Below are 21,103 nucleotides of genomic sequence, written 5' to 3'. Positions count from 1 at the left end.
GGTCTCTATTAGTTTTTCGGGTTCGGCTCATGGGGATTCACCGGGGCTAGATGACTCATCCAGTCTGAGTTTCACACGTTTGAGCTTTTAGAGAAAGTCCCTCTTGACTTTCGAGCGCTCTTCTTAACTTGTCACCAATGAAGAGCGCCTAACTGAAAACTGAGTTAAATTTGTCTGTAAGTATCAATCTGATTCGGGAGACGTATCTATGGGTTTGATGATTGAGGACGTATTGGAGTCCCTTGTAGAGCAAGGCGGTTCGGACATTCACATCCAAGCCGGCGCACCGATCTTCTTCCGCGTCAGCGGTAAACTCACCCCTCAGCCACAATTTGGGGAAATTTTAGCGGCTGAGGAAGTTCAAACGCTGATCTTCCAGATGCTGAACAATATGCAGCGCAAGCACTTGGAAATGGAATGGGAGCTAGACTGCGCTTACGGCGTGAAGGGCTTAGCCCGTTTCCGGGTGAATGTCTACCGGGAGCGGGGTTGCTGGGCGGCTTGCTTGCGGGCCTTGGCTTCCAAGATTCCTAACGCAGATGCACTGGGAGTACCGCAGGTGTTGCGGGACATGACGGAAAGGCCAAGGGGTTTAGTCTTGGTGACTGGTCAAACTGGTTCTGGTAAGACTACCACGATGGCGGCCTTGCTGGATTTGGTGAATCGGACGCGATCGGAACACATTTTGACAGTTGAAGACCCGATTGAATACGTTTTTCCTAATATTAAAAGCTTATTTCACCAGCGGCAAAAGGGTGAAGATACTAAGAGCTTTGCGAATGCGCTGAGGGCGGCTTTGCGGGAAGATCCCGACTGTATTCTAGTGGGGGAAATGCGGGATTTGGAAACTATTGGCTTGGCAATTTCTGCCGCAGAAACGGGTCACTTAGTATTTGGAACGCTGCACACTAACTCCGCTGCGGCAACTGTAGACCGGATGCTGGACGTTTTCCCTCCGATTCAACAGCCACAAATCCGAGCACAAATGTCTGGTTCTTTAGTGGGAATTGCATCTCAAAACTTGGTACCAAAACTTGGCGGTGGTCGTTGCTGTGCGATGGAAATTATGATGAATACACCCGCTATGGCTAACTTGATCCGGGAAGGAAAAACTGCTCAAATTTACTCCCAAATCCAGATGGGAGCGAAATTGGGGATGAGGACGATGGAAATGGCTTTAGCTGAACTTTTTAAAGCGGGAAAGATTAGCTGGGAAGCGGGAATGAGCAAAAGTGGCAAACCGGATGAGCTCGAACGCTTAATCGGGCCGGCACCCGCAGGGGCTAAGGCTGGAGCACACCATTAATTTTCTTAGGGATTTGGGATGGGAATTTAAGCTGAAATTCGCCATCCTAAATCTACTATCTAAAATCTAAAATTTTCAGAGGTAAGAAATGGCTACCAATGTTCTCCGTGACAAACCTAAAGCTGGCTTGAGTTTAGATGCAATTGGAAAAAAAATAGAGCTGGCAATGTCCAGTGTTACGATTAAGGATTTGGCTATTTTTGCCCGTCAATTTGCGGCAATGTTCAACGCAGGTGTGGCGATGGTCAGATGCCTTGCAGTGTTAAATGAGCAGTGTTCTAATCCGAAGTTGAAGAATGCGCTCACAAGTATTAGTGCGGATGTGGAACAAGGGAGCGAACTTTCGACGGCGATGCGAAAATTTCCTGATGTTTTCGATCAGCTTTTCCTAAGTATGGTGGGTGCAGGAGAGGTAGGTGGTGTACTCGATGAAGTGCTGGAACGCTTAGCAGTTTTGATGGAGAAAAATCATAAAACACAGAGCGAAATTAAGTCAGCTATGTCTTATCCGAAGACAGTATTATTCATCGCGATTATAATTTTTTTCGCGATGACAATTTTTCTGCTGCCAACCTTTGCTAAGATTTTCAAGGATATTGGTGCAGATTTGCCAGCATTTACTCTATTTATGTTAAGCATCAGTGCTTTCTGTACAACTTGGCCACCTATTCCGCAAATGACGGTAATTGGCAGTCTTATCGGTCTTTCTTTTGCTTATAAGATGTATTACAAGACTCCAGTAGGCCGCTTGCAAATCGATAAAATTATGTTGAAAATGCCTGTGCTTGGGGATCTGCTGGAAAAATCGGCGGTGGCTAGGTTTTGCATCATTTTTGGGACGCTGACGCGATCGGGGGTACCGATTCTGAATTCCTTGGAGATTGTGAGAGATGTGGCCGGAAATCAAGCGATCTCGAATGCGATCGAATATGCAAGGACTCAGATTATGGGTGGGGGTATGATTAGTATTGCTTTGCAAGAGCAGGCTGTTTTTCCGGCCTTGGCAATTCAGATGATGGCTATTGGTGAGGAGACGGGAGAATTAGATAAGATGCTGATGAAAGTTGGCGCTTTTTATGAAACGGAAGTGGAAGAGGCAGTTAAAGCGCTCACGAGTATGATGGAACCTCTGATGATTGTTGTAATTGGCGGTATTGTGGCTTCGATTTTGCTGTCTATGTATCTGCCAATGTTCGCAGTGTTTCAGAAGATGTAGAAAATGGTTAACAGTTAACTGTTAACTGTTAACTGTTAACTGTTTACAAATTACTAACGATCGTTTGAAGATGCCTATTAAACAATCACATTACGAAGCGTTGCTGGCAGAGTACAGTGAGCCCTCGGCAGCGATCGCACTGCTGAAACGTTATCGGCTTTATCTGGAAATGATTCCGAGTATGCGTCGAGCTCACGAGAGTGTAATTACTATTCCACTGCCAGTTGTGCGCTTACGGGATGGTGTTTCACATTCAGGGATTAGCGGTGTCAGCATAGCACCCGGACAGGCTATTTGCTTGCCTTGCGATGTGGCGATTTTGATGTGCGATCCTGAGTGGAAGGTGAAAACAGGGGTAGAAATTTTGATTTTTATCCACCGCTATCAGGAGGATTATTCAGAATTGCTGGGTCGCTGGCGGCAGGCTCAAGTTTGGTTGGATAAGGGTTATGAGTGGGTGATGTCGCACAGTTATAGGCATATTTACAGTGAGGAAGCTGAGGAGATTCATCCGCTATTTGTGTTGTTTGAAGATACGCCGGAACGGATTCAGCGGGGGTTGAAAGGTGCGGGTTTGCCGTTTGTGATCGAAAGTTTTGAGGCGGCTATTGAGGATGAGGAATCTGAGTCTTTTTCTGCTGATAGTCCGCCGATAACTAGCGATTAGTTGGTGGTAAATGGTTGTGGCTAGCGCCGATTTTAGGGATAACTATGGCCTCCAATTCTTAATTATTTATAAATATATAATTATTGATATTATTAATAGTTTGTGGTAAGTAAAATTAAACGTTAGCCTTGATCGGAGGTGGTAATGACTATTCAGAAATTAAATGGCGGTTGTCAATGCGGGGCCATCCGATATGAAGTCATAGGTGAGCCGATAATGGCTGCTATTTGTCACTGTTCTATGTGTCGTCGTGCTCATGCTGCTCCATTTGTGGCGTGGGCTATGTTTGAGCAGTCACAGGTTAAATTCATTAAGGCACAGCCGAAGACTTACAATTCATCGGTGGAGGGGAAACGTGGTTTTTGTTCTGAGTGTGGGACACAAATTAGCTTTACTGCGGATTTTTTACCAGGTTTGATTGATATTACTATTGGTAGTTTGGATGACCCCGATCGCATTAAGCCAACGCTGCATTACTGGGATTCAAAACGTTTGTCATGGGTGCAGTTGGCAGATAATTTGCCTCGCTATCCAGAGTTTCCTCCGCTGTCGTAAAGTCAGGTTCTAAGATGGATTTAGATTCCCGCAAATCTGTAGTCAGACAATTTTGCGAACAAGAGCTTGTGAGTTTGTGTAAGACAACAGAATGCTACATTTTGAGAGTTTTATAATTTGTGTTTATTTTAAGCTAAATAGGCTGATGGAACGATCGCGATCGCACCTCACTCCCGAATCGCCATCCCAGATACTCTCCCCCAACTCTCGTTAGCGATCGCTCCCAAAAATATCTTGCCAAAAATCACGACTTATGTATGACTTGACTAACGTCACGAACTACGCGAAACTTAACAGACAACTGACGTACTGCTTCCCGATATTAATAACTTTTGTTAAGTTATGACTCGCAACCTCTCAATTAGTCACAATTAATCTAAAGGTTTGCGAGTCAGCCAATCTTCTTGAAGCGACTTCAGCAGGCATCGCCGCTAGCTTACTGGTGCCGGTGTCTACTCCCACAACGACCTAGCAACTAGCCAGGATTTATGGAAACACTAGAATTTGTGATTTATCCAGATGGTCGCGTGCAGGAAAAAGTCACTGGCATAGTCGGTGCATCTTGCGCTGAGGTAACGGCTGCGATCGAAGCCCAGCTTGGCTTAGTCCTCCATCAAGAGTCAACCTCTGAATATTTCGCAGCTCAACTGCATCAGTCAGCGGAAGCTACAGCGAAAGTAGCTTTGAGCGATTGGTAAATTGTTTTGTTAACTTCTTTAATTACTTGAATATCACCATGTCACACTTTAGCCAAATCAAAACCCAAATCCGCAATCTGACCTCCTTACAAGCTGCTTTGACCGATCTCGGTATCAACTGGAAAGCAGGCCCTTCTGAAGTACGCGGCTATCGCGGCCTCACTAACACTGCTGAAATAGCGATCGAACAAGAAAACGGTTATGACGTTGGATTTAGCTGGAACGGTACTGAGTACGAATTGGTTGCTGATTTGCAATTTTGGCAGCAAGCTTGGTCTGTAGATCGCTTTCTCAATAAGGTGACTCAGCGCTACGCTTATCATACTGTTGTGAATGAGAGTGCAAAGCAAGGTTTTCAAGTTGCGGAACAAAAGCAAAATCAAGATGGTTCAATCCGCTTGGTGGTGCAGCGTTGGTGCGCTTAAAAATTTACAGGTGGAAACTTGTTTCAAAATTACCAGAAGTTCGTAGTCAGGACTTTAGCCCTTACTTGTAAGTTTGACAAGAAAAGACTTAAGTCCTTACTACGATCTAGTTTTTCGAGGCTTTTGTCAGAGGTCGAATTAAAGTCCGCGCAGGCGGACTTATTATTTATTGGAAGAGGTATAAATGTCAGAACTTTCTCCAATACCAATAGAAAGTATGAGCGATCGCTCTGGTTTAGAGCCGGAGTTAGGCGGATTTTTGCGGGATGCACCGCAGCGTTCGGGTTTAGAACCCGAATTGGGCGGTATGCTACGACAGAAAGGGGTTTATGTTGATGAAATTACCTGTATCGGCTGCAAACATTGCGCCCACGTTGCTCGTAATACATTCTACATTGAGCCAGACTATGGGCGATCGCGCGTGGTACGACAGGATGGGGACTCTGATGACTTAATTCAGGAAGCGATCGACACTTGTCCAGTTGATTGCATCCACTGGGTTGATTACACTGAACTTAAGAAATTGGAAAACGAGCGCAAAGATCAGATAATCCCCCTGATCGGGTTTCCCGTCGATCGTGCTACGGTTCAGGCTCAAATCCGCCAAAGGCAAAAAGCGAGGCGCGATCGCAAACGCGCCGATTGAAGCGATCGCTATTTCTCACAAAATCAAAGGGTGGGCGCTGCTACAAACTATACTGCGATCGCTAAATATAGGTAATCCAGCTCCCTCACCCTACAAGCTACTTAAATTTCTCCCAAGTTAAAATCATGAAATATACCTCCATATTTGCGGCATATAGCAATCCTAAATCATTTGCGAATTTCTTACTCCCTCCCCTTAGCAAGGGGAGGGTTGGGGTGGGGTAAAAAATTTAGGATTCATTTAGGATTGCTATATACTTACAAAATTTATAAGTAAATCCACCTGATTAAACCTAAAAAACTGATGACTAAAAAGCTGGCTGCGTATGTTTTCTTTCTTCCCTATCTCCTAGATAACTAAATCCTTCTTCCTTCTCCTTTTTTCCTTTCAAATTTTCAGCCTTGAATCGGCTTTCCCTCGCGATTAATAAGGCGACTTTTTGCATCAACAGCCGTAACATCCTCATAAACACCCTCATCGCGCTTCACATACTTGCTAAAACCAGCGCTCTTGTAATCAGTGTTTGATGTTGGCATTATCAGTCTTGGCGCACTCAGCAAACGGCGCACGGTAGCGTCTTCTGGAGTATCTCCGGGATCGCATTTAGCTAACTTGCACAGTTCCCCCCAAGTCGTGACTTGCTGGTTCATGCTGTGCCAAACTTCGACCCGTTCGTTATTGGTGGGACAAAAATAATCGTAGATAGGCATGGAGAGAATCTCGATCGCAATGACTCAGATTACTGGCTGTAGACTAAATTTCTGCTATTTTAGCTCAACTATGTCCCTGATTGCAAGAGAAAAATTTTAAACTAGGGATTTGTTTACTCCCAATTTACCCATAAATATCGATTGTAATCCTAATCACAATCGGAATCGCAATTAAATTTTGAAAGCGATAGGGATAGGGATAGCGATATCATATAATGAACCGTAGCAGGCTAGCTCTTCCTAAACGATCGAACCTGCTCAGAGAAATATAGCAACTGCCAAAGTGATTAGAAGGCTCTTAATTGCTGAAGCTACTGTTTTGATTGCATTTTCCCTCTGCCTCCAGCATAGCAGCCTTCTGCCTTTTGCGATATTTCCTCTTGAATCCCCTTTGCTTTAAAGTAAGTATGGCTCTATTACGAGTAAACTAATGGCAGTAAAAATTACTCTCAAGCTCCTAAAAGATTTACCATAGTTTGCTAGCGATACTCAAGCGATCGCACTGTCTAACTTTCAGTTTGATTTATCTATTACTATCGAGGATTTCTCCATGAGTGATTTCAAAGTTACGCCAGAAGTAGAACTAAGTATAGCTCAAATGTTAGAGCGATACCAGTTAGAAGATGAAGCAATCCTACGGCGTTGGGCCAAACTGCACGGCATCAATAGCAGTCGAGGTTTTTACTATCCTAGCGAAGTAGATTTAATCGATCATGTTCACCACCATATTTACAATTTGGGAATGAGCATAGTTGACTACCAAAATCTTTTAGACCGCCGCCGCAACCATTCCCAACCTGCTGCTGAATCAAATAAAACTATTGCTAATCAGGTCGCTGATGAAGCTTATGATGCTATCGAAATGCTGACGGAACAATACTCAGAAGCAATCGATTTGATGGGTGAAAGAATTGCCGACCATTTCGTAGACGAGCTAGATTTATCGGTGATGCGACATCTCGCTAAAAAGGTACAAGACCGCAGAAAACTCAACGGTCAGGCTAGACCTAATCGGTTTGTCCAAATCATTAAAGCAGTGATGCAACCTAACGGCAATACACTACTGGTACCTAAACATACTGAGGAATCTAGTATCGAACTTGAACACCACCATCGACTAGGCTAATAATTAGACAAAATTGCAAAGGCGAAGCTGATACGCCCGAAGTCATCGTTAAAAGCCAAAAAAATCTGCATCAGTTTCACTCCGACATAATTTTTGCAATTTGTTTATTTTTTGCAACCCTAAAAAGTTACCTCTAAGAGCGGCGTTATGACTCTCCTAAAGGTAACTTTTTATTCATAAATTCGAGCGCTATGACCTGTTTTAAACAGGACTTACGCACCCAACCAAAGAAACCTGGTTTTTTGACGAAAATACTTCGCCCAGACCCATAAATTCTCTCAAAAACCCGGTTTCTGGGACTCCCTACCTAAGTCTTACAAACTATTACCGAGAACGACCCTCTCCTGAGTCATCTAGACGAGGTTCAAGATTAGGATCTGGGGCATTAGTAGCACCCGGTGGGGCTACATTGTCATCTGAGTTATTAAAACCAGGCCCGACACTAGAGCCTTCTTCCTTGTTGCTATCAGGCATACTCGTGCCATCCTGATTAGTGCCATCGCGCCTCATCATTGTACCATCCTGATTAGTGCGATCGGGAACGACCGTGCCATCCTGATTAGTGGTACTAGGTGTCATCCTCGTACCGCAGTCCTGAAGAGCTGTAGTAGGTGCAATATCCGTAGCAGTCTGGTTATTTAAACCAGGCTCAGTATTTCTGTTGTTGAGATTAGTAGTAGCAGGGGCACCATTCTGAGTCGGATTTATACACTCAGGTGTCATCATCGTGCCGTCTTGATTGGTTCTAGCAGGAGTGCTTTGATTGACTGGGTAGTTGTTATTAGAATTTGGATTCGAGGGGGCGGGGGCATCCACCGTACCCCTTGGCAGAGTATTAGCGTCGGTGGGTGATTCATTGGTTTGGGAAAATGCTGGCACACCGACTAGCGAACCCATACCTACAATTCCTACCAAACTGGTGAGAACCCTAAACGAATTGATGCGATTTACTAACTTGGCTGACATCTTTTTTTTCTCCTGTTACTATCTGATAGTTTGAACCGATTTTCTGCTGTTGTATCTGGTTAAGTTCAACAAAAATCTATTTGCAAACTATCCACTAAATATTTCGGGTTGATTTACCTATTAAAGCTTTTGTAACAAAACATTAAATCCACCAATTTATATAAATCAATCTACCTCTATTTTTATAGAAAAACCCAGCGATTAAGCTTAACCCTTATTACTATAGACAGAATAATCTTTGACCTTGGTCTGCTGTAGGTTGTTTTATAGCTCTAACTTCGCTATCCTTGCTTGTAAATTCATCTCATCCCAAAAACTTTATTCTCGAACACCATCTTCAGTCACAATTCTAACTACAGACTGATGTCAGACTCTTCTTTATATGCCAAAATCGCTCTATAATTACTTAGAGTCCCTCTTTCAATCTCTAAAATCGATCGGTATGATTTGCAAAAGGGTAGAAAAATGATTAAATCATGGATGGTAATTGGAGGCGTTGCCTTTTTAGTAGCCTTAGCTAGTAGTTTAATTAGACCTCATGACATCAAGTGGTTTAACCGCTTGCAACGACCCAAATGGTTAGTTTTTGAAAAAGCAATTCCGGTGATTTGGACGGTAATTTTTATTTGCGCTGCTTGGTCAGCAGTTATCGTCTGGGAAAAAGAACCGGGAACTTCAGCAACTTGGCTGCGAATGGGATTGTACCTACTTTTAGAATTAGTAACAATAGCTTACACGCCTGTGATGTGCATTGTTCGCAGCCTCAAAGTTGGTACTATTATTGGGGGAACGGGTGCGATTTTAAGTATTATAGTCGCTCTGACCATCTGGCCAATTTCGACTTCTGCGGCCTTGCTGCTACTTCCTTATATAGTTTGGAGTCCCATTGGTACTTATACTACTTGGGAAATGATGAATCTTAATCCGGCAGATGCTTGAGTAATTGTTAACGGTTAATTGCTAAGTAGAAGGAAGAAGGATTTAGTTATCTAGGAGAGAAGGAAGAATGTTTATACAGTCAGCTTTTTAGCCATCCCGATCTTATGTTTAATTAGGTGGACTTACTTAATTGCTAATTGTATACTATTTTCAGCGAGAACTTGTAAGGTGAGCGATCGCCAACAAATATTGATGATAAGTTATGAGCTTATTTACGGCGACCACCCATCTTACATTTTAGTGCATAAATCCTATTCTTGTTACAGGAATTGTCCGAGTTTATATTATTTAAGAGGATGGTGATCGGCGAGGATTTTCTCAACTCTGGCTTCATCAATACGAGCATTTAATCTTGTAGCTTCGTGGTTATCTCTAATGGTTTTTGCCAGCGTAAAAGAGGAGCCGACGGAGAAAGTTAATCCCATCCCCATAAACCCTTTTACCCAGTTATCAACTGGTAAATAAATAATGCCAAAAGTAGTCGCAGAAAGGGCAAGAATAAAAGAAGCCCAACACTGAATCACCCAAGCTGCTGTATCTTTTTGCTGTGCAATTGGTTGTGGCATATTCCCTCTGGCTGTGATTTGCCGATTAGTTAGTTAACTTACACAATAGACATCGTTAATTAAAGGTGGTAGATAACAAGGACACTTTGTAAAACTGAACAATGCAATCGGACTTTTAGTTTCTGGGGAAAAACGCTGAAGATAGGGTTTGAGCTTCAAATCAATAGGAGTGAGAGTGGACAGTTTTGAAACTGGACTAAGGTAAGGTAGGGAAAGCAAGAAAAGGAATGGCTTTATTTACTATCTACTATAGTTTATACAGTTCTCAGTCTTCCCAATCATATCAATAGAATTTTAATAAATTTCAAGCTGCTCTACTTCCTTAAAAACGAGATCTATTTTAATTTTTCATCTCTAGCTTATGGGTAGCATAGCAGTTGGTTGCGCTCAACCCAAAGTCATGAATAATCTCTCTCACCCTCAGAGACAGGAGACGCTCTTTGTATATACAAGAGCCTGCCCCTATCCACTCCAGCCTCTTTGGCTATAATTGGCTATTATTATCGACCGACAGGTGGCATATTTAGAACAAAAAACCTATGCTGACAATCTTCGAGGAGTTCTTTTCATCAGGTCGGTTTCTCCCTCACGGTAACTGTTACCTGTGGCAACCTCAACTGCTATGGCTTCACATTTTATCGAATTTGTCGATCGCGATCGCCTATTTTTCAATTCTGGCGATGTTAATCTATTTCATATACAAGCGCAGGGATGTTCCGTTTCTAGGAATATTTATTTTAGTTGGAGTATTTACCCTGCTCAGCGGTACAGGTCACTTACTAGAAATTTTGACGCTATGGCATCCGCTTTACTGGTTGAGTGTGGTTGAGCAAGCGATTACCGGCTTGATTTTCTGTTACGCGGTAGCACAAATGGTAACGCTGCTACCTAAATTTTTTGCTCTGAGGAACTCAGAACAATTAGAAACGATTAACCGAGAATTAGAACACGAAATCGCTGAACGGCAAAAAGCAGAAGAAGCTCTCAAAAGTATTGTAGCTGCCACAGCTTCAGTAACGGGAGAGAAATTTTTCTCAGCTTTAACGCAATATCTAGCAAAAGCTCTGGACGTTCGCCACGCCTTTGTTGCCGAAATAGTGAGCAAGGAATCCAAGCAATTGAAAGCGCTGGCTTTCTGGAACGGTAACAATATTGAAGACAACTTTGAATATACATTGTCCGATACTCCTTGCGAACTCGCGATCGAGCAAACATCGCTGCAATACTTCCCAGAGCGAGTACAGGAACTTTTCCCTAAAGCTACAGATTTAAAGAAGATGGAAGCTGTTTGCTATTTGGGTGTGCCGCTACTTTCGGCGAACGGAGAAGTAATTGGAATATTGTGTATCAACAGCGATCGCCCTTTGGCGAATGAGGAAAGTGCCAAGGCAATTATGAGAGTATTTGCTGGTAGAGCCACCGCTGAACTTCAGCGCCAGAGGGCAGAAGTTGCCAAAAACCGCGCCTATGAAGACTTAGAAAATCGGGTGCAAGAACGAACAGCAGAGCTAGTAGAAACCAATGCAATTTTAGAGAATGAAATTAGAGAAAGAATTGTGGCAGAATCGGCTTTACGAAAAAGCGAGATCCGCCTCCGCAAACAACAGGATGGACTGCTGAAATTAGCAAAAAAACAAAGTATTTATGAGGGAAATATCCAGGGAGCTTTGAGGGAAATTACCGAATTGGCAGCCCGGACTTTGAGCGTAGAAAGAGCTAGCGTGTGGTTTTATAGCGAGGGCCAATCAGAGATTTACTGTGCTGATTTGTACGAAGTTACTCCCAACAGGCACAGTCAAGGTACAAAACTTTCTGCTACTGACTATCCCAACTATTTTGAAGGTTTAGAAACAGATCGAGTGATTGTAGCCAACGACGCTCATACTCATCCACGAACTCAAGAGTTTAGCGAATTATATTTAACTCCTCTATCAATTGCCTCTATGTTAGACACTCCGATTAATTTCAAGGGGCAAACTGTAGGAGTAATTTGTTTAGAACAGGTAGGAACGGCGAGAAATTGGGCAATTGAAGAGCAAAACTTTAGCAGTTATTTAGCTTATATGACTTCTCTAGCAATGGAGTCACGCGATCGCAAACGGGCAGAATTAGCTTTACGGGAGACAGCAGAACGAGAAAAGGCAATTGCATTTATGATGCAGCGAATTCGCCAAACGTTAGAAATCGATCGGATTTTCAGCGCGGCAACTTCTGAATTGCGACAAGCTATCAACTGCGATCGCGTTGGAGTTTACCGTTTCAACCCTGATTGGAGTGGAAATTTCGTCGCTGAGTCAGTAGCACCCGGCTGGAAAGTGCTATTAGAGTCACAAATAAATCAGCCTCAGCTAAAAGAAACAACTATAGAAAAAGAGAATTGCGCCACCAAAACATTAAGCATTACTGGGGAACCCATAGAAGATACTTACCTGCAAGCAAATCAAGGCGGTTTTTACCACCAAAAAACATATTATCGTTCCGTTTCCAACATTTACCAATCCGGATTTGACACCTGTTACATTGACCTATTAGAGCAATTTCAGGCACGGGCTTACATCATCGTTCCTATCTTTTGTAGTAGTAAACTTTGGGGGTTACTGGCAACTTATCAAAATTCCGATATTAGAGAGTGGGGCGAAGCAGAAATTAAAATGGTAGTCCAAATTGGAGCTCAATTGGGAGTTGCCATACAGCAAGCAGAATTGTTAGCTCAAACTCAAAAGCAAGCGGCAGAACTGAAATTAGCTAAGGAAGCTGCTGATGCCGCTAACAGCGCCAAAAGCGAATTTCTTGCCAACATGAGCCACGAATTGAGAACACCGCTCAACGCCATTCTTGGTTTTAGCCAACTGATGAACCGCGATCGAGGGCTATCAACAGAGCACATACAATATTTAAACATTATCAACCGCAGCGGCGAACATTTACTGGAATTAATTAACGATATTCTGGAAATGTCAAAAATCGAGGCGGGGCGGATGGTACTCTATGAAAATGAATTCGATCTCTACAACTTACTCGACAACCTTGAAGATCTGCTGCAACTCAAAGCTCAATCCAGGGCTTTGAAACTGACTTTTGAGCGAGCAAAAACAGTACCGAGATATGTAAAAACCGACCAAAGTAAACTACGTCAAATTTTGATCAATCTCCTTGGCAATGCAATTAAATTTACCGAGAACGGTAATGTTTGTCTGCGAGTGAGAATCTGCGAAAAAGAAAGAAGTAATAACGAACAGAAAGAAAATACCAATATTCCTTCTTCCTTCTTCCTTCTTCCTTCTTCCTTCTTCCTTCAGTTTGAAGTTGAAGATACTGGCCCTGGTATTGCTCCAGAGGATTTCGACAAGTTATTTGAAGCCTTCGGACAAACTGCAACAGGTTTGAAATCAGGTCAAGGTACAGGCTTGGGCTTACCTATCAGTCAAAAGTTCGTACAATTGATGGGAGGAGAAATTACCGTCAGCAGCCAACTGGGTCAAGGTGCTAAATTTACCTTTGACATTCAGGCTAGTTCCGTTGATAGAATTGAGAGTGAGAAAGCTCAGGCTATCAATAAAAAAATTCTCGGTTTAGCGCCCAACCAACCTGCCCACCGAATTTTGATTGTCGAGGACAATCCTGCTAACCGCCTACTCCTAGTTCGGCTAGTCAGTTCACTCGGCTTTGAAGTGCGCGAAGCCGAAAATGGTCAACAAGGCATAGCCCTATGGGAAAGTTGGGAGCCGCACCTAATCTGGATGGACATGAGGATGCCCGTTATCGACGGATATGAAGCTACCAAAAAGATCAGAGCTCAGTCAAAGAGTCGCGAAACAGTAATTATTGCCTTAACTGCTAGCGTCTTTGAAGAAGAGCAACAACTGATTTTGTCAGCAGGATGTGATGATATGGTGCGTAAACCTTTTAAAGAACAAGAGCTGCTAGCTAAAATGAGTCAATATTTAGGAGTGAATTATCTATACGAAAATGATGGGGAAGATAGAACCAAAAATCCTGAAAGCGAAGTGTGTGATTTTTCTAGAATCCTTCAGCCAGAAACCTTGCAACTAATGCCGGAGGATTGGATAAAACAGCTATATCTAGCTGCTTCCCAAGGTAGTGACTCTCTGATTTATCGGCTCCTGGAAAAAATCCCGGCAGAAAATTCCGCCCTTGCCTTGGCAATAGGTGACTTAGTTGAGAATTTCCGGTTCGATAAAATTCTAGAGTTAGCTCAAATAGCTGTCAATTAAAAAGTTAAAAATTAAAATCTAAGCAAGTAGGGAAAAGCTAAAATGGATGGGAATCAGGTTGGCATCGTCCAAGAAGATATCTTAATTGTTGACGACAACCCAGACAATTTGCGCCTTCTCTCTAAAATGCTGACTAAAAAGGGATATCACGTTCGCAAGGCATTAAACGGGCAAATGGCATTAACAGCCGCGCAAGCTGTTGTGCCTGATTTAGTTTTGCTCGATATTATGATGCCGGAAATGGATGGGTATGAGGTTTGTACGCATTTGAAAGCCGATCCGAAAACAGCGGAAATTCCTGTGATTTTCTTGAGTGCTCTCAGTGATGCTTTTGATAAAGTAAAAGCCTTTGCCGTAGGAGGTGCCGATTACGTCGCGAAGCCTTTTCAACTTGCAGAAGTGTTAGCTCGCGTCCAAAATCAACTTGCACTTAGAGCCGCAGAACTAGAAAAAAAACAACTAAATTATCAACTGGAAGAGCGAGTAAAAGAGCGCACTCACCAACTAGAAGCAGCTAATTCTGAACTGAAGCGGGAGATAGGCGAACGGAAGCTCTTAGAGGAGCAACTGCTAAAAATGGCGCTCCATGATGCCCTCACTGGTTTGCCCAACCGAGTGTTATTTATGGAACGTTTAGTACAAGCTCTTAATTGTTCAAAAGAAGTTAAAGGCTATCAGTTTGCAGTGCTATTTTTGGACTGCGATCGCTTTAAAGTTATTAATGATTCTCTTGGTCATCCCGTTGGCGACGAACTGCTAATTGCCCTCGCTCGCCGTTTAGAAAAATCTCTGCATCCCAAAAATACCCTAGCTCGGTTGGGGGGCGATGAATTTGCAGTTTTGATAGTGGATATTGAAAATATTGCTACGGCCACCCAGTCAGCAGAACGCATACTTCAGAGACTTGCTTTGCCGTTTCAACTTAAAAGGTATGAAGTTTTTATTAATGCCAGTATTGGGATTGCTGTAGGAAATTTTAATTACGAACAGCCAGAGCATTTGTTGCGGGATGCGGATACCGCAATGTATCGAGCCAAGAATTTGGGCAAAGGTCAGTATCAAATTTTCGATCCAGCAATGCACGATGCTGCTCTTAAAGTTTTGCAGCTAGAGAATGACCTCCGTAGGGCTGTCAACCAACAGGAATTTATTGTCTACTATCAGCCAATTGTTGCTCTAAATACCGGCAGAATTTTTGGATTTGAGGCGCTAGTGCGCTGGCAACATCCCCAACAGGGTCTAGTTTCTCCCGCACTATTTATTCCCGCAGCAGAAGAAACTGGTTTGATTAATTCTATTGGCAAGTGGGTTTTGGGGGAAGCTTGCCGCCAGTTGCGTCTATGGCATCAGGAAAAAGTAGCTGACTATCCTTTAACGATGAGCGTTAATCTTTCGGTGCGGCAATTTGCACAGCCAGATTTAATTGAGCAAATTGACCAAATTTTGACCCAAACCCAACTTAATCCCAACTTTCTGAAATTGGAGATTACAGAAAGTGCTATTATGGAAAATGCTAAATCTGCTGCGGTTATTCTCCAAAAACTCCGAGAACGGCACATTCAATTGAGTATCGATGACTTCGGCACGGGTTATTCTTCCCTGAGCTACCTACATTCTTTTCCTGTTGACAATTTAAAAATTGACCGCTCTTTTGTGCAACGTTTGGATGGAAAAGCGGAAAATATGGGGTTGATATCAGCAATTATGAGTATTAGTCAGGCTTTGGGAATGAATGCGATTGCAGAAGGAATTGAAACCCAAGAACAGTTAGCCCAACTTAGAAGTTTAAATTGCCCCTTTGGTCAGGGGTATCTGTTTTCTAAACCTTTGGAAGCAACAGCAGCAAGAAATTTAATTCTATCGGCTCCTCGGTGGTAAGATATGACTAAAACTGCTGACATTCTAATTGTTGATGATACGCCAGATAATATTCGTTTTTTATCTTCTCTGCTGGTAGAACAAGGATATAATGTTCGCAAAGCACTTAATGGGAAAATGGCATTGACCGCAGTTAAAGCGGTTTTACCGGATTTAATATTGTTAGATATTAATATGCCCGGTATGAATGGTTATGAGGTGTGCGAACATCTCAAAAATGATGTTAAAACTTCTGCTGTTCCTGTGATTTTTTTAAGTGCTTTGGATGGTGTGGTGGATAAAGTTAAAGCTTTTCAGATAGGTGGCGTAGACTATATCACTAAGCCTTTTCAGCTTGAAGAAATTTTAGCAAGAATTCAAAGCCAACTTAAGATTAAAACTCTTCAAACTAAACTGCAAGTGCAGAATGCACAGCTCGAATCAGCATTGGAAGAACTAAAAAATACTCAAATACAACTGGTTCAAAAAGAAAAAATGATCGGTTTGGGCGTGTTAGCGGCCGGAATAGCTCACGAAATTAACAATCCAATTAACTTTATTTCTGGTAATATTAATCATGCTCGTCAATATATTATATACTTGTTAAAATTGATTACTCTTTATAAAGAAGCTTACCCCATTCCGACGACAAATATTCAAGCCGCGATCGATGAAATAGATTTAGACTTTCTGGTTCCCGACTTGGAACAACTCCTAGATTCTATGCAAAAGGGTACGGATCGCATCCGCACAACAATTCTTGCCTTACGCATCTTCTCTCGTTTGGACGAGTCAGATATTAAAGCTGTAGATATTCACGAAGGAATTGACAGCACTCTACTATTGTTGGAACATCGGTTGAAGCCAGAGGGGAAATCATTACAGATTCAAGTTATTAAAGAATATGGAAATTTACCATTAGTTACTTGTTATGCTAGTCAGCTCAACCAGGTGTTTTTCAATTTGTTAAGTAATGCTATTGATGCTTTAGAGTCAAAAGATGAACAAGATATCTCTAAATCTTCAGTTCCCACAATTTGGATTACCACAGAGTTAACTAATGCGGTTACTATTACTATTAGAATTAAAGACAATGGTGTGGGGATTGCCGATGAGGTCAAATCTCAGTTATTCGATCCATTTTTTACCACTAAATCAGTAGGAAAAGGCAGCGGGCTAGGGTTATTAACAAGTTATCAAATTATCGTGGAAAAGCATAAAGGGCAGATAACTTGTCACTCTTCCTTGGGAAGTGGTGCAGAGTTTAAAGTCGATATTCCCGTGAAGGTGTTAACAGTTAATAGTTAAGTGGTAATTAGTGTAAGAAGATGACTAATTCAAAGCGCGTGTACTACTTTGGCAATAGCTATTTTACGCCTTAAGTCTAGTTCAGGTTAGCCTAGCTCAGTGCTAACATAGATTACGTAAAAATTTGTCTCACATTCAATGAAAAACCAAAAAGAACTCTGGCGAGTGATTCTAGCACTATCCTTGACTGTTGTAGGAGTGCTGCACTTTGTATCATGGGATCAATTTGTCCGAATTGTGCCCCCGCAACTTCCCTACCCCAAAGAATTAGTTTATATCAGTGGTTTCTTCGAGATTCTAGGAGGAATTGGGCTGTTAGTTCCGCCAGTGAGCCGTGCCGCAGCCTGGGGCTTGATTGCCCTCTTTATTGCCGTATTTCCCGCCAATATTAACATGGCAGTTAACAATATTCCCATAGATGGGATTCCCCACAATCAACTATTGTACTGGCTAAGGCTGCCTTTCCAAGCTGTCTTTATTTACTGGGCGTGGCTATACACTCAACCTGATGAAGATCGACCCCGTGCTTCAATTATTCCCTACGAAACTGAAGATGCAAAATGAAACAGTTTGATTATTCTCTGGATTTCAAAACCCTAAATTTTCGGGAACATCCTGAGCTTTATCGCGTTGGTAAAGGGGAGCAGGGAGTGCTATTGGTGGAACCCTACAAAGGAGAAATTCTGCCTTATTGGAGATTTAAAACTCCTGAAATTGCTAGGGAATCTAGCAATAAAATCTACTCCATGTTTTTAGAGTATTTGGAACATGAGGATTTTGTAGGAGCGGATATGGCTCGCAAGTTTTTGCAGATGGGCTATACCCGCTCCCGCCGCTATGCTAATCATAAAAGCGGGAAAAAATATAAGTCAAATCCTCAGAAGGAAAGCTCGACTGAAGCGGAAATGTTAGCCAGAAAAGATATATTGCCTCTGGAAATAGATCCGGTAAAAGCGAAATCGGCGGTTATTTTTAAAGAGAAATTGATACTGGCCAAAACGAACGAAAAGTATCTTCAGCTTTTAGCAAAACATAACAGTAGCTTTCAGTTAAAGTAGGTATATGGCTAATGGCTAATTGGTCAGTGAAATTATAATATAGGATTTAGGGAAGATTGCTGGTAACGCAGCTCTCTGGTGAATGAAGTGCGAGCGATCGCAGTTTTATTAATGTTGGCAAATCTGATACTATTAAAGTACCGCATTGCAACAACTCTCTTTCACTCTACCGCCTGAAAATGACTTCAAAAATAGATACTCTCTCTACTTCCTCTACTTCCTCCAACTTTCACTTCACTCTCGTTGGACATATCGAGTCGAGAGAAGGAACAAATTATCTGGTATGCCGACAGGATACTAAATTTCCGGTTAGTTCGCTGCCAGCATTATATTCCTCTGAAGTTATGTTGTGGCAAGCGATACCCAGTACCGATTCTACTGGTCAGATTTCCAATCTAACTTTGTTAAATTTCTCGAAAGTTAATCTCAAGGAAAATCAAGAAGATAAATGCTTGTTATCGGGGCGAATTGTACAGCTAGGCAAGAAATACAATTTTGTTCAGATTAAGGTAACTAGACCAGGGGAGAAAATATTAAAAGTTACCTTACTATCTCCCGATCGTCGCATGAAAGTTGGTCATCTATGGGAGATAATTGCTGTCCGTCAAGGAGCCTTCTTGCACGTTCAATCAGGTACTATTATTGAGGAAACGCATAATTCTTTAGATGAAGCTTTACCTATCTTAGCATCTCAACATCAGCAATCTGGTAAGTCGGAAGGCGAGTTAGCGATCGCGAATATTACAGAAGAAAATGGATTTACTGCCATCTCTTTAGAGCCACAATCTACCGATTTACTAATTGAAACCCCTGGGGATAATCAGCCGCTAGTTACTGCTAAAAATAATGTTTCTCCTCCCACTGAAGCAGCGCTCTCGGCCTTAATTGCAGAAACTCAACTTGAAGATTGGAACCTAGACAGACCCAAGCTACGTTCAAATAAAACATGGGAATGGGAGGCTTTTCACCCCTTAACTCAACAGCGGGCAAGAGTCAAGATTGTTGGCAACAAAAAACCCCGCGTTTATCAGTACCCGCTGACTTCTCAAGAAGACTCAAATCTAGCTGAGAATACTCACTTAGTGGTTACGCCTCTGGGAGCAGCTAGAGGGATTGGGGCTTCATGTTTTCGCATAGAAATAGGGCCTTATGAGGTGGTTTTAGATTGTGGTTCACGTCCGAAAGGCTACGATCCTTTACCTGCATTAGAGTATCTAAACAATCCCGATCTATTAATAGTTTCTCACGCACATTTAGACCATTTGGGTGCTGTGCCTGTATTCCATAACCGCTATCCCGGCGTGCGGATAATTTGCACTCAGGGGACTAGAGAAATTGCTCACATTATGTTGCGCGATTGTTTGAAGGTACAATCTCTCAATGAAGATTCTACGCCACTTTTTGACGATGTAGATTTGGAGCGTACTTTATTTAGATTAGAAACGCAACCTGTGGGGGTTGATTTTGAACCTTTGCCAGGATTAAAAGTAAGATTTATCAATGCAGGTCACATTTTAGGAGCTGCGTGTATTTATATGACTTGCGGAGAGCGATCGCTAATTTATACTGGTGATTATAATACCACTTCTAGCCGTACTACTACTGGATTACGGTTAGCTGACTTGCCACAAGCAGATATTTTGATTACAGAATCTACCTACGGGGGGGATACTCACCCTGGCAGAAAAACTCAAGAAACAGCGTTAATTGATGCGATTGCAGAAGTAGTTAAATCAGGCGGAAACGTGCTAATTCCTGCCTTCGCTTTGGGGAGAGCACAAGAAATTTTATTAGCTATTCGCACTAGCACTACTTTCCATACTTTAAAGGTTCCCGTTTACGTTGATGGCTTAGTGCGAAGCGTAACTGAAACTTTTAGAGATAACCTAGATCTTTTGCCTGATTCAGTAAAGAACTTTGTTCAACAATGCAATCGAGAACCATTTTTTGATTTGAATGGAATGCCACCAATTATTCCTATTGGCAATCCCAAAGAACGCCCCTTAGCAATGGCTAAACCCAGTGTTATTGTTGCCAGTTCCGGGATGTTGAGCGGCGGTGCCTCGGTATACTATGCTAAAACTTTGTTAGAGAGAGAAAATGCAGCTATTTTTATATCAGGCTACACGGATGAAGAATCACCCGGCCGACTTTTGCAGAACTTAGCTGTTGGAGATGAAATTGAGTTAGATGGCAAGAAAATCACTGTCAAAGCGCAAATTAAAAGATTCAATTTGTCCGCTCATGCTGATAAAATAGGGTTAACACAAGTCATTAACAAAGTGAATCCAAAACACCTGATTTTGATTCACGGTTGCGGTAATGCTTTGCACTCTCTGGCAGATTCGGGAGATTTAAAATCTAAGCATTATATTCATATTCCTAATGTCGGGGAGCGAGTGGAATATGGACAAGCACCAGAACATATTTCTAAATCGCAAATTGCCAAGATTGAACTACCTCAAGAGTTTGAGGTAAGTGTAGAAGCAGAAGTAGAAGGAGCTTGGTTACAAATCCCGTTGGAAGTAGTGGAAAACGATCCTCGGTGGCAACTGTTGGCAAGTAGTGGGATATTGAAAGCTTCTTGGGAAGGCTATCATTTGAAATTGAGCCCAATTACCCCGAAAAATTTATCATCCCAGAAGGCTATATATGATGCTGTTAGTACGGGAGAAAATTGCTGTGCAGTTTGTAAGTTTTATCAGGGAGGTTACTGCAAAGGGGAAGAAAGTTCACTGTTTGAATTTCAAGTAGATCCCTCTGGAATCTGTGGGGAATTTAGCAAGAATAATTAAAAAAATCGGACGGGAATATCGTCAAACAGT

At 42.3% G+C, this 21,103-nt stretch carries 18 protein-coding genes; 15 read left to right on the top strand and 3 right to left on the bottom strand.

Features of this window, described 5'->3' with window-relative positions; genetic code table 11:
• Positions 1–208 precede the first annotated feature (208 nt).
• From PN499_RS11210 to PN499_RS11180, 7 genes are all read left to right on the top strand, one after another.
• A complete protein-coding gene (locus PN499_RS11210) occupies positions 209–1,306 on the top strand; it encodes a type IV pilus twitching motility protein PilT (protein ID WP_272031944.1) in 1,098 nt (365 codons plus the stop codon).
• A gap of 88 nt (positions 1,307–1,394) precedes the next feature.
• Entirely contained in the window at positions 1,395–2,522 is a 1,128-nt protein-coding gene (locus PN499_RS11205; RefSeq protein WP_272031943.1) for a type II secretion system F family protein, read from the top strand.
• Positions 2,523–2,592: 70 nt separating this feature from the next.
• On the top strand, positions 2,593–3,189 hold the full coding sequence (locus PN499_RS11200; RefSeq protein ID WP_272031942.1) for a hypothetical protein: 597 nt from the start codon (positions 2,593–2,595) through the stop codon (positions 3,187–3,189).
• A gap of 144 nt (positions 3,190–3,333) precedes the next feature.
• Positions 3,334–3,744: a GFA family protein gene (locus PN499_RS11195; protein ID WP_272031941.1), complete on the top strand. Its 411-nt coding sequence runs from the start codon at positions 3,334–3,336 to the stop codon at positions 3,742–3,744.
• Between the two features lie 488 nt (positions 3,745–4,232).
• The gene (locus PN499_RS11190; RefSeq protein WP_007356520.1) at positions 4,233–4,442 is read left to right on the top strand and encodes a DUF2997 domain-containing protein; all 210 of its coding nucleotides are present in this window, start codon (positions 4,233–4,235) and stop codon (positions 4,440–4,442) included.
• A gap of 38 nt (positions 4,443–4,480) precedes the next feature.
• Positions 4,481–4,867 (top strand): DUF1257 domain-containing protein, encoded by a 387-nt coding sequence (locus PN499_RS11185; RefSeq protein ID WP_272031939.1) that lies wholly within the window; start codon positions 4,481–4,483, stop codon positions 4,865–4,867.
• 184 nt (positions 4,868–5,051) lie between these two features.
• Positions 5,052–5,513, top strand: coding sequence for a ferredoxin (locus PN499_RS11180; protein ID WP_272031938.1), 462 nt, complete (start codon positions 5,052–5,054; stop codon positions 5,511–5,513).
• A 395-nt stretch (positions 5,514–5,908) separates the two neighbouring features.
• Here PN499_RS11180 and PN499_RS11175 read toward each other — a convergent pair whose 3' ends face one another.
• Complete coding sequence (locus PN499_RS11175) at positions 5,909–6,223, bottom strand: FmdB family zinc ribbon protein (protein ID WP_007356517.1); 315 nt, start codon at positions 6,221–6,223, stop codon at positions 5,909–5,911.
• Between the two features lie 550 nt (positions 6,224–6,773).
• Between PN499_RS11175 and PN499_RS11170 the strand changes: the two genes are divergently transcribed.
• Entirely contained in the window at positions 6,774–7,349 is a 576-nt protein-coding gene (locus PN499_RS11170) for a hypothetical protein (protein WP_272031937.1), read from the top strand.
• Between the two features lie 324 nt (positions 7,350–7,673).
• Here PN499_RS11170 and PN499_RS11165 read toward each other — a convergent pair whose 3' ends face one another.
• Entirely contained in the window at positions 7,674–8,315 is a 642-nt protein-coding gene (locus PN499_RS11165; protein ID WP_272031936.1) for a hypothetical protein, read from the bottom strand.
• A gap of 465 nt (positions 8,316–8,780) precedes the next feature.
• On the opposite strand from PN499_RS11165, the gene PN499_RS11160 reads away from it, so the two are divergent.
• On the top strand, positions 8,781–9,254 hold the full coding sequence (locus tag PN499_RS11160) for a TspO/MBR family protein (protein ID WP_272031935.1): 474 nt from the start codon (positions 8,781–8,783) through the stop codon (positions 9,252–9,254).
• Positions 9,255–9,538: 284 nt separating this feature from the next.
• Here PN499_RS11160 and PN499_RS11155 read toward each other — a convergent pair whose 3' ends face one another.
• Positions 9,539–9,820 (bottom strand): YiaA/YiaB family inner membrane protein, encoded by a 282-nt coding sequence (locus PN499_RS11155; RefSeq protein ID WP_272031934.1) that lies wholly within the window; start codon positions 9,818–9,820, stop codon positions 9,539–9,541.
• 539 nt (positions 9,821–10,359) lie between these two features.
• Here PN499_RS11155 and PN499_RS11150 point away from each other — a divergent pair.
• The 6 genes from PN499_RS11150 (at position 10,360) to PN499_RS11125 (ending at position 21,073) form a co-directional block, all read left to right on the top strand.
• The gene (locus PN499_RS11150) at positions 10,360–14,055 is read left to right on the top strand and encodes a GAF domain-containing hybrid sensor histidine kinase/response regulator (protein ID WP_272031933.1); all 3,696 of its coding nucleotides are present in this window, start codon (positions 10,360–10,362) and stop codon (positions 14,053–14,055) included.
• Between the two features lie 42 nt (positions 14,056–14,097).
• Complete coding sequence (locus PN499_RS11145) at positions 14,098–15,933, top strand: two-component system response regulator (RefSeq protein ID WP_272031932.1); 1,836 nt, start codon at positions 14,098–14,100, stop codon at positions 15,931–15,933.
• Positions 15,934–15,936: 3 nt separating this feature from the next.
• Entirely contained in the window at positions 15,937–17,220 is a 1,284-nt protein-coding gene (locus PN499_RS11140; RefSeq protein ID WP_272031931.1) for a hybrid sensor histidine kinase/response regulator, read from the top strand.
• A gap of 138 nt (positions 17,221–17,358) precedes the next feature.
• A complete protein-coding gene (locus PN499_RS11135; RefSeq protein WP_272031930.1) occupies positions 17,359–17,784 on the top strand; it encodes a DoxX family protein in 426 nt (141 codons plus the stop codon).
• Positions 17,781–18,278 carry a DUF4385 domain-containing protein gene (locus tag PN499_RS11130; RefSeq protein WP_272031929.1) on the top strand — a complete coding sequence of 166 codons (498 nt, stop codon included), beginning with the start codon at positions 17,781–17,783 and terminating at the stop codon, positions 18,276–18,278. The genes PN499_RS11135 and PN499_RS11130 overlap by 4 nt, the downstream gene beginning before the upstream one ends.
• Positions 18,279–18,457: 179 nt before the next feature.
• The gene (locus tag PN499_RS11125; protein ID WP_272031928.1) at positions 18,458–21,073 is read left to right on the top strand and encodes an MBL fold metallo-hydrolase; all 2,616 of its coding nucleotides are present in this window, start codon (positions 18,458–18,460) and stop codon (positions 21,071–21,073) included.
• Positions 21,074–21,103: the final 30 nt, after the last annotated feature.

This window comes from Kamptonema animale CS-326 (genome assembly GCF_028330895.1).
Lineage (GTDB): Bacteria > Cyanobacteriota > Cyanobacteriia > Cyanobacteriales > Microcoleaceae > Kamptonema > Kamptonema formosum.
The sequence above is the reverse complement of the archived record's forward strand: the minus strand, read 5'-3'. Positions and strand labels throughout refer to the sequence as shown.